Annotated in this window: 11 protein-coding genes; 4 read left to right on the forward strand and 7 right to left on the reverse strand. The window is 67.0% G+C overall.

Translation table 11 applies throughout. From position 1 onward, the window contains the following. The 3 genes from ASD56_RS14395 to ASD56_RS14405 are packed head-to-tail and all read right to left on the reverse strand — an operon-like array spanning position 1 to position 3,166. Complete coding sequence (locus tag ASD56_RS14395; protein WP_055967336.1) at positions 1-1,089, reverse strand: acyltransferase family protein; 1,089 nt, start codon at positions 1,087-1,089, stop codon at positions 1-3. Next, positions 1,089-2,225 carry an NAD-dependent epimerase/dehydratase family protein gene (locus ASD56_RS14400; RefSeq protein ID WP_055967339.1) on the reverse strand — a complete coding sequence of 379 codons (1,137 nt, stop codon included), beginning with the start codon at positions 2,223-2,225 and terminating at the stop codon, positions 1,089-1,091. Before ASD56_RS14400 ends, ASD56_RS14395 begins: the two co-directional genes overlap by 1 nt. Positions 2,226-2,275: 50 nt before the next feature. Next, positions 2,276-3,166 carry a glycosyltransferase family 2 protein gene (locus ASD56_RS14405; RefSeq protein WP_055967342.1) on the reverse strand — a complete coding sequence of 297 codons (891 nt, stop codon included), beginning with the start codon at positions 3,164-3,166 and terminating at the stop codon, positions 2,276-2,278. Positions 3,167-3,321: 155 nt separating this feature from the next. Here ASD56_RS14405 and glf point away from each other — a divergent pair, with 155 nt between their 5' ends. Genes glf through ASD56_RS14425 form a run of 4 tightly spaced genes read left to right on the forward strand, consistent with a single transcriptional unit; the run spans position 3,322 to position 7,937 of the window. Further along, on the forward strand, positions 3,322-4,458 hold the full coding sequence (glf, locus tag ASD56_RS14410; protein ID WP_055967345.1) for a UDP-galactopyranose mutase: 1,137 nt from the start codon (positions 3,322-3,324) through the stop codon (positions 4,456-4,458). Next, positions 4,455-6,362, forward strand: coding sequence for a hypothetical protein (locus tag ASD56_RS14415; RefSeq protein WP_055967348.1), 1,908 nt, complete (start codon positions 4,455-4,457; stop codon positions 6,360-6,362). Before glf ends, ASD56_RS14415 begins: the two co-directional genes overlap by 4 nt. Positions 6,363-6,402: 40 nt before the next feature. Continuing rightward, positions 6,403-7,194, forward strand: coding sequence for an ABC transporter permease (locus tag ASD56_RS14420; RefSeq protein ID WP_055967351.1), 792 nt, complete (start codon positions 6,403-6,405; stop codon positions 7,192-7,194). After that, positions 7,194-7,937 carry an ABC transporter ATP-binding protein gene (locus ASD56_RS14425; protein ID WP_055967354.1) on the forward strand — a complete coding sequence of 248 codons (744 nt, stop codon included), beginning with the start codon at positions 7,194-7,196 and terminating at the stop codon, positions 7,935-7,937. Before ASD56_RS14420 ends, ASD56_RS14425 begins: the two co-directional genes overlap by 1 nt. Here the strand turns inward: ASD56_RS14425 and ASD56_RS14430 are convergent. From ASD56_RS14430 to ASD56_RS14445, 4 genes are all read right to left on the reverse strand, one after another. Continuing rightward, positions 7,922-8,962, reverse strand: coding sequence for a glycosyltransferase family 2 protein (locus ASD56_RS14430; protein WP_055967357.1), 1,041 nt, complete (start codon positions 8,960-8,962; stop codon positions 7,922-7,924). The two genes, ASD56_RS14425 and ASD56_RS14430, sit on opposite strands and share 16 nt — an antisense overlap. 51 nt (positions 8,963-9,013) lie before the next feature. Next, positions 9,014-10,054: an acyltransferase family protein gene (locus ASD56_RS14435; protein ID WP_055967360.1), complete on the reverse strand. Its 1,041-nt coding sequence runs from the start codon at positions 10,052-10,054 to the stop codon at positions 9,014-9,016. Between the two features lie 83 nt (positions 10,055-10,137). Next, on the reverse strand, positions 10,138-11,457 hold the full coding sequence (locus ASD56_RS14440; RefSeq protein ID WP_055967363.1) for an O-antigen ligase family protein: 1,320 nt from the start codon (positions 11,455-11,457) through the stop codon (positions 10,138-10,140). Next, positions 11,454-12,851, reverse strand: coding sequence for an O-antigen ligase family protein (locus ASD56_RS14445; protein WP_055967367.1), 1,398 nt, complete (start codon positions 12,849-12,851; stop codon positions 11,454-11,456). Before ASD56_RS14445 ends, ASD56_RS14440 begins: the two co-directional genes overlap by 4 nt. Positions 12,852-12,870 lie beyond the last annotated feature (19 nt).

Consider the following 12,870-nt stretch of genomic DNA (forward strand, 5'->3'; position numbering starts at 1 on the left):
TCAGGGAGCCGTGGCCGGAGCGAGTGCCGCGGGGGTCGTTCGTGATCCGCGTGCTGCCCTCAGCACCGGGCGTTCGATGAACAGCCAGCTCGCGACGGCGAAGACGAGGGTGACGAGCACGTTGACGCCCATGAACGCCCAGACGCCGAGGCCCGCCGCGCCGAGGAGCATGAGCAGCTGGGCGGTCGGCCAGGCGTAGATGTAGAAGCCGTAGGACACGTCGTGCTTCGCGATGATCTTCGGCTGCGGGACGACCGTGCTCAGCCAGAGCAGTCCGTACGCCAGCAGCGGTGCGGCCAGCTGGCCGCCGAAGCCGGGCACCAGGATGATGGGCACGAGCGAGCCCACCAGGCATGCGATGCCGATGTTCCGGTGCATTCCCCAGCGGGCGAACACGGCATGCGCGACGACGCCGCCGAGGAAGAACGGCAGCAGCTTGAACAGCAGGGTGAAGTCGAGGTCGAGCCCGAGGCGCGTCCAGACCCCCATGCTCGCGTGCACGGCGAGCGACACGACCCACAGGGCGACAGGGAACCACAGGGTGCGCCGGAAGATGGCGAGGAAGCCGAGCGTCCACACGATGATGTAGCAGAAGAACTCGTAGTAGAGCGTCCAGAGCGACCCGTTCCACGCCCCGGGATACGGCACGGTCTGCAGCGTCCACGAGATCGTGTAGGAGTGCACGTGCAGGCCGATATTGCCCCAGATGTACTCCAGCGGCGTCACCGGCGTCGTCATGAAGCCCCCCAGCTCGCCGCGTTCGAGGAGCCCGGCGATCGGGGCGAAGACGAGAGCCGTGAGCACGAGGCAGACCAGGAAGGCGGGGTAGATCCGCGCAATCCGGTGCACGAGGAACTCTCCTGCGGAGTGACGGCTACGGCTGCCGGCGATGAGGAACCCGCTCAGGACGAAGAACCCCGCTACCGCCCACCCGCCGATGTTCTCGCCGTGGAGCATCGGCCCGTGGCCGTTGCCCGTGATGTAGAACGCGTGCGCGAACAGCACCGCCGCGGCGAGGACCAAGCGGAACATGTTCAGGCTGTTGCGGCTGTGCGGGAAGGCCCGCGCTGAGGTCGGAGCGGTGACCATCACTTGAGCAGGCTCCGTTCGGCCATCTCCTGCAGCGACCGCTCGTACCCGCTGTCCTCGACCGGCTCGGTCTTCACCCACTCCACGAACCGGGCGACACCGGTGCGGAAGTCCGTCTGGGGCTCATAGCCCAGAACGTCGCGGAGAACCCTGGTGTCGGCGACGTTGTGACGGATGTCTCCGAGCCGGTAATTGCCGGTGATCGTCGTCGGCACTCGGGTGCCGAAGGCATCGAAGAGCGCCTCGACGACGTCGTTGACGGTCGTCGCCACCCCGCTTCCGACATTGATGGTGTGCCCGGCAGCGGAGGGCAGCGTCGCTGCCAGGAAGGTCGACTCGACGACGTCGTCGATGTAGACGAAGTCGCGGCTTTCCAGGCCGTCCTCGAAGATGTTGATGTCCTTCCCCTGGCGCACGAGCGTGGAGAAGATCGAAAGGATGCCGGTGTACGGGTTCTTGAGCGACTGACCCGGCCCGTACACGTTCTGGTAGCGCAGCGAGACCGGCTCGATCCCGATCGTGGGCGCGACGGTCATGATGAGCGCCTCCTGCATCTGCTTCGTGATGCCGTAGACGGACGACGGGTGCAGCTTGGCCTGCTCGTCGGTCGGCACCATCTCCAGAGCGCCTTCGCCGGAAATGTGCACGGCGAAGTCGCCGGCGGCCATGTCCGCTTCCGCTCGGTGGGGCGGATACACGATCCGGCCGTCCTCGGTGCGGTAGGCACCCTCGCCGTAGATCGACCGCGACGACGCGATGACGAGCCGCGTGACAGCGTGGGCCTCGTTCGTCAGGAGGTCCAGCAGCTTGGCCGTTCCACCCACATTGGCATCGACGTACCGGTCGATCTCGTACATCGACTGCCCGGTGCCGGTTTCGGCGGCCAGGTGGACCACGATCGTCGCGCCCTCGAGCGCCGTCCGCAGATCGTCCGTCGAGGTCACCGTGCCCTCGATGACGTCCGCAATGCCGTCGAGCGAGCGCAGCAGCGGCGAGGTGCTCTGCGGATCCGAGCCGTGGACCTGAGGGATCAGCGAATCGAGAACGGTGACCGTGTGGCCTGCGTCGACGAAGCGTCGTGCGAGCCGGGTGCCGATGAATCCTGCGCCGCCGGTGATGAGCACGTGGTCGGGCATGCGTGGTCTCCTGGGTGTGAGGTCGCGCGGCGAGGGAGGTCGCCTGAGCGCTAGATGGCGAAGATGTGCGCCAGCGTAGATTGTAGACCGGAGCCCGTTCCGTGCCTGATCACGCCCGGAAGCTCGGATACGCCGTGCAGGCGCGACATGGCGCGCAGACGGGCCGTCGAGGCGGTGCGCCGCCAACCCTTGGCGTGCGCGAGCACGCGAGCCTGCGCATAGTACGTGCGCTCGTCGCGGAACCGGCGGCCGTCCAGGAGCGTCTTCTGTGACGCGCTGCCCCCGTGCCGACGATAGGAGAAGGCGACCGTCGGGTTGTAGGCCAGTGTGCCCTCCTCGAATGCGATGTCCATGAGGAGGGCGAGGTCCTGGATGATGGGCAGGCCCTCCCGGAAGTCGATGCGCTTGAGGGTCTCCGTGCGGAACGCCAGCGAGGGCCAGTACAGCCAATCGCCGCGGATGAGACTTGTCGCCATGCGCTCGCCGGTGAGGACGGCGATCCCCGCTCCACGACGGGGTGCCAGGAGGCCCTGCTTCACTCGGTCGACGAGCGGCAGCACCTCGACGCCGTGCTCGTCGATGACGACAACACCGGGCTGGATCACGTCCGCGTGCGGGACGGCTGCGATCGTGCGGTTGATGACGTCGAGATAATTCGGGTGAAGCAGATCGTCGCAGCCGAGGATGACGATGTGATCGGTGGTCGCTCGCCGGATCGCCTCCCGGTAGTTCTCGGTGATGCCCAGGTTCACCTCGTTGCGGACGTACCTGATGCGGTCATCGCCCAGGTCGGCGAAGTACGCGGGAACCGTCTCGTCCGGATAGCAGTCATCGATGACTGTCAGCACCCAGTCGGGGTCACGCTGTGTCCGCACCGATTCGACGGTTGCGTAGAGGAGTCCGGGGTCTCCCCAGAAGGGTACGAAGATCTCGACTGTCATAACGGCTCGAGCCTAGGAGATCTGGCTGGGAGCGCGCCTCGCCGGGTCGAGTCCCGCAGGGTCCGCTCGGCCGACGGCGATAGGATCTTCTGCGACGGGTCACCCTGTCCGCCCGCGCGATGGACGCAGGGCGCCGACCAAGAAAGCCCTCGCCCATGGATCTCCTCGTCGTCGGCTCCGGCTTCTTCGGCCTGACGGTCGCCGAGCGCGCGGCACAGTCGGGTCGGAAAGTGACGGTCATCGACCGTCGCGACCACATCGGCGGCAACGCCTACTCCGAGAGCGACCCCGGCACCGGTATCGAGGTGCACAAGTACGGGGCGCATCTCTTCCACACGTCGAATCCGGCGGTATGGGAGTACGTCAACCGCTTCACGACCTTCACGAACTACGTCCATCGGGTGTATACGACGCACAACGGAGTGGTCTTCCCCCTGCCCATCAGTCTGGGCACCATCAACCAGTTCTTCCAGTCCGCCTTCACTCCCGACCAGGCCCGGGCCCTCGTCCAGGAGCAGGCGGGCGAGTTCGATCAGAAGGAGGCGGCGAACCTCGAGGAGAAGGCGATCGCACTGATCGGCCGTCCGCTGTACGAGGCGTTCATCCGCGACTACACCGCCAAGCAGTGGCAGACCGACCCGACCCAACTGCCGGGCGAGGTGATCAGCCGTCTCCCGGTCCGCTACACCTACGACAACCGCTACTTCAACGACACGTGGGAGGGCCTGCCGACGGACGGGTACACTGCCTGGCTCGAGCGGATGGCGGACCACCCCAACATCGATGTGCGGCTGTCGACGGACTACTTCGACGTCTCGCAGCCCCTGAACAAGTCGGCGACGGTCGGCCAGCTTCCGATCGTCTACACGGGCGCGGTGGATCGCTACTTCGCGGATGCCGAAGGTGCACTTTCGTGGCGCACGCTCGATTTCGAGCGCGAGGTTCTGGAAGTCGGCGACTTCCAGGGGACGCCCGTGATGAACTACGCCGACCGCGAGACGCCCTTCACCCGCATACTCGAGTTCAAGCACTTCCATCCGGAACGGGCCGACCGCTATCCGACCGACCGAACGGTGATCGTGAGGGAGTTCTCCCGGTTCGCGGAGTCTGGCGACGAACCCTACTACCCGGTGAACACGGCGCAGGATCGCGCCCGGCTGCTCGCCTACCGGGAACTCGCCAAGGGAGAGCATGACGTCTACTTCGGCGGGCGTCTCGGCACCTACCAGTACCTCGACATGCATATGGCCATCGGCTCGGCCCTGTCGATGTGGAACAACCAATTAGCGTGACCACCGGCTCCCGAGCGCTCGCGCGCGCCGAAGCCGAAGCACCAGATGAGCGCACCGATCCTGAGGCCTCGCTCCGTCGCGCGCGTGTCGCCTGGATCGCTGGAGCCGGCGGCGCCCTCGCTCTCGGTATCGTCCTCTTCGCGACCGGCATCTCGCCGTGGCTCGCTCCGGCGGCGGTCCTGCTCTGCCTGACCCTTGCGATCGGACAGCGCACGTCCTGGCCGTTCGCATTCGCGGCCGGTGTCATCGTCCAGCTCGCACTCGTGGCGCTCATCCTCCGGTTCACCCCATCATGGAATCTGAGCCTCACAGGCGGTTCAGCCCTGATGTTCGCGCTCCTGGGGTTGGGCGGCCTTCTTGCGTTCGGCTTCGTCCGCGAGCCCCGCCTGCTCGGCGCGCGAACCCTGCGCGTCGGTCTGCCGGTGCTGGCCGTCCCCGTGCTGCTGATGTCCCTCGTGGCCTTCCTGACGCTCTCCTCGGGGAACCTCGAGTGGGCGATGCGCAATGACGCGGTCTGGAACCTCGTGATGACGAGGACGATGGTCGAGGACGGCGGGCTCGACGCCATCTCCCACCCCAACGCTGCGCCGTTGACGCCCGGGCTGCTGGCCATCGCGATCGCGGTGGGAAGGCATGCCGTCGAAGGCGGCGACCTGCTCGCTCACGATGTCTCGCGTGTGGCCACGTTCTGGCTCGCAGCGACCCTCGCCGCCGCGCTCCTTGCCGCTCTCATCGGCGCTCGCAGCGTCCACGGCGGCACCCGCACGGCACGCATCGTCGCCGCCGCACTCGCCTCACTCGTGCCGGTCAGCTGGTACACGTTCGGATTCGCGGCGCAGTACGGGTTCTACAACGCCACCCTTGCGCTGGTGCTGCTGCTCGCCAGTTGGCTCGCCTGGCTCGAAGCCCGCGTGTCGCCGGTCGCCGCTGCGGCCGTGCTGAGTCTCGCCTCCGTTGCTTTGTTGGCCACCTGGGCACCGCTCGCGCTCATTCCTTTCGCGCTGGCGCTGTTCGCTCTCATCTCGCGGATGTCCATCCTGGTCAGATCGAAGAGCCGAGGGTGGGCCTGGATCGTTCTCGTGCTCGCAGCCCTGCCGGTGCCGCTCTACGGACTGGTGGTGACGCTGCCTGATCTTCGTCGTGATGGGGCAGCTCTCGCAGTGGATGGCGGATTCATCGGTCTTCAGGCCAGCCATGTCATGGTCGTGGTTGCTGTAGCCGTCGGCGTCGCAGTCCTCAACGCCATCCAACGCAATCAAGTGCATCCCATGAACGGTCTGCTCATCACGTGTGGCGCGGGCGCGCTCGCCGGGGGATACCTTCTCGCGCAGCGACTCGGCCTCGATTCACTGTGGGGGTACTACCCGGCGAAGTTCGCGTGGATTCTCATGTCACTCGTGCTTGTCATCTTGACCGCCAGCCTCGCGGGTGAAATGGCGGGGCTTCGGGGTCGGCCGTGGGCCGCCACAGGCGTCGCGGCGGTCGCACTCGTCGTCCCGCTCTCGCTGATGATGCTTCTCCCTTCTCCGCACGGACGACTCGCGCCGCTGCTGACTCCCGTCGCCATCGCCAGCAACACCGGCGTGGCAGGCGGTGAGCCCGCAGCGCGCCGCCTGTTCGACCTCGCCGAGCCGGGACGTCCGACCCTCGCACTTTCGTACCTCGGGCCCGCGGGTGACTCCTTCCTCAACAGCTGGCTCCTGCAGCTCGAGGCGACCTCGGGGGCGGATCCCATCCGCGTCTTCGCCTACACACTGGATCCTCAGAACGAGGAGCAGGCGTGCGAGGCGGTGCATGCGTGGGACAGGCCGGTGCGCGTGGTCACGAGCGATCCCGCCGTCGCCGAGCGCTTCACCGAGCTGTGCGCCGATGCGGATGTCACCGTCGACGTGCTCGAGCCCTGAGTCGCGGGAACACTGCGGTTCGGACTCTAGACTCGACATCGTGACCACAGCCACCGTCGGCGCTCCCGGTTCGCCGCGGCGCTACTTCCACTCGCTGTGGCTCCTCTCCGCGCGCGATCTGCGGGTCCGCTATGCCACTAGTGCCCTCGGGTACCTCTGGTCGGTCCTCGATCCGCTGGTGATGAGCGCGATCTACTGGTTCGTCTTCACGGTGATCTTCGGCCGAGGCGTCGGCGAGGAGCCGTACATCGTGTTCCTCATCACGGCCCTCCTGCCCTGGGTGTGGTTCAACGCGGCGGTCAGCGACTTCACGAAGGCCTTCAGCAAGGATGCGCGCCTCGTGCGCTCCACAGCCATCCCGCGTTCGATCTGGGTCAACCGCATCGTGCTGAGCAAGGGCATCGAGTTCCTGTGCTCGCTGCCGGTGCTGGCGCTGTTCGCCATCGTGTCGGGAGCGACGGTGGGCTGGGGCATCCTGTGGGTGCCCGTGGCCGTGCTCATCCAGACCATGCTGCTGGTTGGCCTCGGAATGCTGGTCGCACCCCTGTGCGTCATGTGGGGCGATCTGGAGCGGACGACGCGGCTCATCCTGCGCGCGCTGTTCTATGCCTCGCCGATCATCTACGGCGTCTCCGATCTGCCGGGCGTGTTCCGCGAGCTTGCGGCGTTCAACCCCCTCTCGGGGATCTTCACGCTCTACCGCGTGGGGTTCTTCCCCGACCAGTGGGACACCTTCGCGGTCGTGATGAGCGTCGTCATCAGCGCGGCCTTCCTCGTGGTCGGAATCGCCGTGTTCCGTCGCCTCGAGCGACCGATGCTGAAGGAGCTGTGATGTCGTCCCCTCTGGCGATCGAGGTGAAGGACCTCGGCGTCCGCTTCCGCCGCAACCGGCGCGGGCGACGCAGCATCAAGGATCTCTTCTCGGACTCGTCGCGCCGTTCGCGTCCCGACGAGTTCTGGGCGCTCCGCGACGTCAGCTTCGACGTCCAGCCCGGCGAGTCGATCGGAGTCGTCGGACGCAACGGTCAGGGCAAGTCGACGCTCCTGAAGCTCGTCGCCGGCGTGCTGCTCCCCGACGAGGGCAGCGTCGACGTGCACGGAGGCGTCGCGCCGCTCATCGAGATCACCGGCGGCTTCGTGGGCGACCTCAGCGTGCGGGAGAACGTGCGCCTCACTTCAGGACTGCACGGGATGCCGCGGGCCGAGGTGTCGCGCCGGTTCGACGGGATCATCGACTTCGCCGAGCTCCACGACTTCGTGGACACGCCCTACAAGCACCTCAGCAACGGCATGAAGGTCCGGCTCGCGTTCTCGGTGGTGTCGCAGCTAGAAGAGCCCATCCTGCTCGTGGACGAAGTGCTCGCTGTCGGCGACAAGGCGTTCCGCGAGAAGTGCTACCGGCGCATCGACGAGCTGCTCGCCGACGGTCGAACGCTGTTCTTCGTCAGTCACAGCGAACGAGACCTGCGTCGTTTCTGCACCCGAGGTCTCTACCTCGACAAGCATCGCCTCGCGATGGACGCCCCGATCTGCGACGTGCTCGATCGCTACAACGCGGACTATCCCGCGGCCTGATCCTCGTTCGCGGGCGCCTCGGCCGGAGTCGGAGCAGCAGAGGCCTCGAGTGGCGGCATCGGCGTCCACGACGAATCGCGCGCGATCCGGCGGCCGTCGCGCAGCCCGCGGAACAGGTTCGAGGTGCCGCGGACGGTGCGCTCGACGAACACCAGGCGCACGAGCTCCTTGACGAAGGTCAGGGCGGTGCCCGTCGCGAAGCGCAGCGGCTTGTACACGCCCTGCGCACGGTAGTAGTGCTTGATGTATGCGCGGTTGCGCATGATGTAGTACCGGTAGGCGTTGCTCGACGCGTTCATGTGGCGGACGCCCATGTCCCACTGCTTGATCTCGCGAGTGCGGCGCAGCACGAACTCGTTCACGATCACCGAGGCGGTCCGGCGCGATGCGAGCCAGCCGTAGGTCTGGTCGTCCCAGTAGATGAAGAAGCGCGGGTCCGGCAGGCCGATCTGGCGGACGATGTCGCGATGGATGAACATGCCCTCGAAGCATCCGGAATTCATCGGGCGGTAGCCCGACTCGTCGAAGCTCGCAGGAGCGAACGGGATCGGGATGCCGAGGGCCTCGGCCACCTTGTACTGCCAGTAGAACTCGCTGCCGTCGTAGTCGTACCGGCGCCCCTGGATGCTCTTGAACCGCGGCGCCCACTTGCCCATCTTGGCGAGACCGTCGGGCAGCACCTCGACGTCGTCGTCCATGAGCCAGATCCACTCGGAGCCCAGCTCGTAGGCGACCCGCATGCCCTCGCTGAAGCCGCCGGAGCCGCCGGTGTTGGTCTCCATGCGGCGGTAGACGAGCTCGGTGCCGAGGCGCTCGCGGAACGACGCGACGAGTTCGGTGGTGTCATCGGTCGACGCGTTGTCGACGATCACGACGTGGCCCGGCTTCGGGTCCATCTCCGTGATGCTCGTGAGCAGGCGCGTCAGCAGGCCGGAGCGGTTGTAGGTGACGATCGCGATCGTCGCGGACGCCGGCTCGAAGGGCTGGGCGGTGGTCGTCACGGCGCTCTCGGAAGTCACAGTCATGGCTCGAGGATCCTACCTTGCTCAGGTCGACGGATCCTGGACGCTGCTCGACTACGCGTCCGCCCCCGAGATAGGGGGACCCAGCGGAACGGATGCATACCTGCCGCGGCGTGCGTCGGCCACCCGTTCGCGCACCCAGCGGTAGACCTTCACGATGATGAAGGTGCCGATCACGACGTAGGTCACGTTCAGCACGTAGCCCATGAGACCGGACGCCCACTCGTCGAAGAGCCGAGTCGTCCCCGTGAACAGGTAGCTCTTCGCGACGAGGCTGTGGAGGCCGAACATCAGCAGGCTGTATTCGCCGACGTACGCCAGAAACGAACTGGACTCGATGTCGCGGGCGATCCTCAGATAGACGATGAAGCTGGCGACAGCGCCAGGGAAGTACCAGAGAGTCCCGACTCCGGCGACGTTGCCCGGGAACTGCCACGCCAGGATGATCGACACACCGAACAGGCCGACGAGCGCGAGCCAGGGGATGCGGCCGACCGGAACCCAGCGACGCAGGAGGAAGCCGAAGCCCATGAAGGCCAGCGCCACCGGGAGGACGTTGATCGCGAGTATCGGTCTGCCGGGCAGCATGCTCTGAAACGGCAGCGCCGACAGTGCGATGATCACGATCAGCGGCACATAGATGCGCATGTCGCGGACGCGTTGCAGAACCCAGAATACGAGCGTCGAGATGAAGAAGATCGGTAGGAACCACAGTGCGAAGTTGAAGGTCGGGACGGAGTTCAGCCACTCGCTCGAGAACAGGAGCGCCTTCACCGAATCGACGAAGTCGAACGGGATCACGTACTCCCCGAAGACGTACCTCACAATGAGGTGGCCGTAGAGGAGTGAGACGCAGAAGAGCACCACGTAGGGCAGGTAGATCTGCCGCGCTTTCACGACCGCGAAGGCGAAGAAGCCCTGGCCGGGCTTGTCCTTCCACAGGTACCCGGCGACGATGAAGAACAGCGCGACGTTGAATGAGTAGAGATAGGAGATGAAGGCTCCGCCGACAGCCGAGAGATCGACGTGGCCCATGATGACCACGATGATCCCGATGCCCTTGAGTACATCGACGGATCGGTCGCGGGACTTCACGACCGTACTCGACGCGTCGTTTGGTGCCACTCGATCTCCCGTCACGGCCGCGACGCGGCCCAGAGAGAGTTTAGGGTTCCGGTTCATCCCCGCAGCACCGGGTCCGAGGGAGGAAGCGCGCCGTCCGCCACGTCGAACCGCTCGCGCCACGACCGTGACAGCCCGGCGCGGACGGCGCACAGCACCAGCATCATCCAGCCGACGCCGGTCAGCGTGAAGCTCTCGAACATCGAGTCGATCAGCAGCGCGATGAGGATGAGCGGCGTCCACGCGTAGATCACCGAGCGCCGCTCGCTGGCGGCGAGCCACGAGCGCACGAGCGCGATGCCGGCGAGGCTCAAGAAGAGGATGAGCCCCACCCACCCGAGCTGCAGCAGCACGTCGAAGTACGCGTTCAGGCCGGTCGCGTGGTCGGTGTCGAGCCGGAAGTTGATGTTGATGAACGGCTGCTCGCGTGGGCTCCAGACCCCGTACCAGCCCCAGCCCTCGACGGGATGGGAGCGCAGCAGGTCCACCATGAGGTTCCAGAGGTTGACCCGCATCGAGAAGTCTGTGCCGGCTCCGAGCCAGGCGATGATCGGATGCCGCGCCAGATAGCCGACGATGACGCCGACCACGACGAGTGCCCCGAGTCCCCACTGCAGTGCGACGCGGCGCTCGGGCCGAGTGTGCCGCACGAGCGCGAGCGCGCCGACGGCCAGGCCGACGCCGACGGCGAGCACGAGGACCGTGGGGGAGTCGCTGAACGCGGCGAGGCCGCCTGCGAGCACGACCGACACGAACGACAGCCCCGGGCGCACCGACTGCGTGCGGTACTCGATGAGGAACGTGATCAGCGCCAGGACCGCCACGAACCCCAGCATGTTGCGGGTGCCGAAGATGCCCTGCACCGGCCCCAGCTGGGCGAGGTTGCCCTGCACGCCGAGGAACGCGAAGGGGATGTCGAGCAGCACCCCCGAGAGGACCTCGACGGCCAGCGACACCGCCAGCAGCACGCGCAGCACGTCGCCGAGAGCGCGGGCGGTCTGGAGCGTGTCGCGCACGTGCCCGATGACGACCGCGAGGAAGGCCAGCGACGCCATCGTCAGCCAGCTCCAGAACGAGGTCGTCGTATCGGAGCTCCAGAAGATGCTCGCGAACGCCCAGCCGACGAACATCACGAGCGTGGTGGGCACGAGCCGCAGGAACGAGATCTCCTCGCGTCGGGCGACCAGGACCCCGGCGCCGATGACGCACAGCCCGACGATGATCGAGACGAGGGTGACGCGTCCCGCGACACGCTCGATCGCGTAGGACGCGAACACCGCACCGAGAACGACGAGCGTGTACGCGCGAGCGAAGCCGGCGGAGGCCAGCAGCGCGCTCAGCCAGCGCGGCTCGATCGGGGCGGGCGCCGAGGTCACGGCATCCGCTTCGCAGGCTCGTCGCGTTCGATGGCGGCGCTCTGCTCGGCAGGGCCCTCGCCGACGTGCGGGGACTGCTTGATCTTCGCGCCGAGCATGACGACGAACATCCAGCCCCACAGCAGGAGAGGAGAGGACTCGGCCAGGCCCTGCACGAGCACGATCGCGCCGACGAGCGTCGGCAGCAGGGTCAGCGGCGAGTACGGGCGGTCATCGCGCAGGTCCCAGCGCGGCCGATCGACGGCGAAGAACCAGGAGCGCCAGACGAAGGCGAGGTAGAGCATGCCGAGCAGGACGACGCCGACGATGCCGAGCTGCATGCGGATGTCGACCCACATGTTGTGCGCCTGCAGAACGGTCTGGCCGTGGTCGATGATCCAGCCGTCGAACGCGGGTTCCCACGGCGTCCACGGCGTGGCGTAGCCCCACCCGAGCCACGGGCGTTCGCCCGCGCGCTCGAGCACGTCCTGCCAGATGGACTCGCGCCCGGTGAGGTCCGAGTCCCGACCCAGCGCCGAGAAGATCCGATCGCGCAGCAGCCAGAAGGCGGCCAGACCGCCGAAGCCCACCACGCCATAGGCGATGTAGTACTTCGTGCGCTCGCCGGGTCCGCGGGTCCGGCGCATCAGCAGCACCGTCGCCAGGACGATGAGCACGCCGGCCGCGGCGACGTAGGCGGTCGCCGACGACGCGCGCAGGAAGAGGTAGGCCGACAGACCCATCCACACCCACAGCAGGACGCGCCGCGGCGCGCCCGCGGCGAAGCGGATCGCGAACACGATGATCGCCAGCAGCGCGACCGGGCCGAGCAGGTTCGAGTTGCCCATGATGCCCTGGATGCGCTCGCCCGAGAACAGGTTGTCGCGCGACCAGTACTCGATCGGGTCGTCTGCCTTGCCGACGATGAAGCCGGGCAGGATCGGTGCGCCGACGACCACCGACACCCACAGCTCGAAGACGAACGAGAGGCCGATGACCCATTTCAGAGCGGATGCCGCGGCCCGCACGAGCTCGCGCCAGGTCAGCACGCCGCCGACGAACAGCGCCTGGATCGTCGTGATCCACAGCAGCAGGAGCGTGAGCGCGGTGGTCGAGGGCCAGGCCGACCACAGCAGCGAGAGCGTCGCCCAGGCGACGAATCCGACGACGAACCAGGGGAGGCGCTGCCAGTAGACGGGCGGCCGGATGACGATCCAGAGGATGACGGAGACGATCCCGCCGCCGATGGCCACGGCCGCGGCGACCGTCGTCCCGAACGCGTGCACCCAGGCGGTGCCCGACAGGGCGAGGAAGAGCACGAAGATGCACCAGCCGCGCAGCAGCAGATGCCGGGTCCTCTCGCGGACCGGCGGCGCGGGCGGCGTCGCCGCGGGGTGCTTGGAGTGGACGGCCATCGCTTGAAAGGTTACTCCC

This window comes from Microbacterium sp. Root166 (genome assembly GCF_001427145.1).
In the GTDB taxonomy this organism is placed as follows: Bacteria; Actinomycetota; Actinomycetes; order Actinomycetales; family Microbacteriaceae; genus Microbacterium.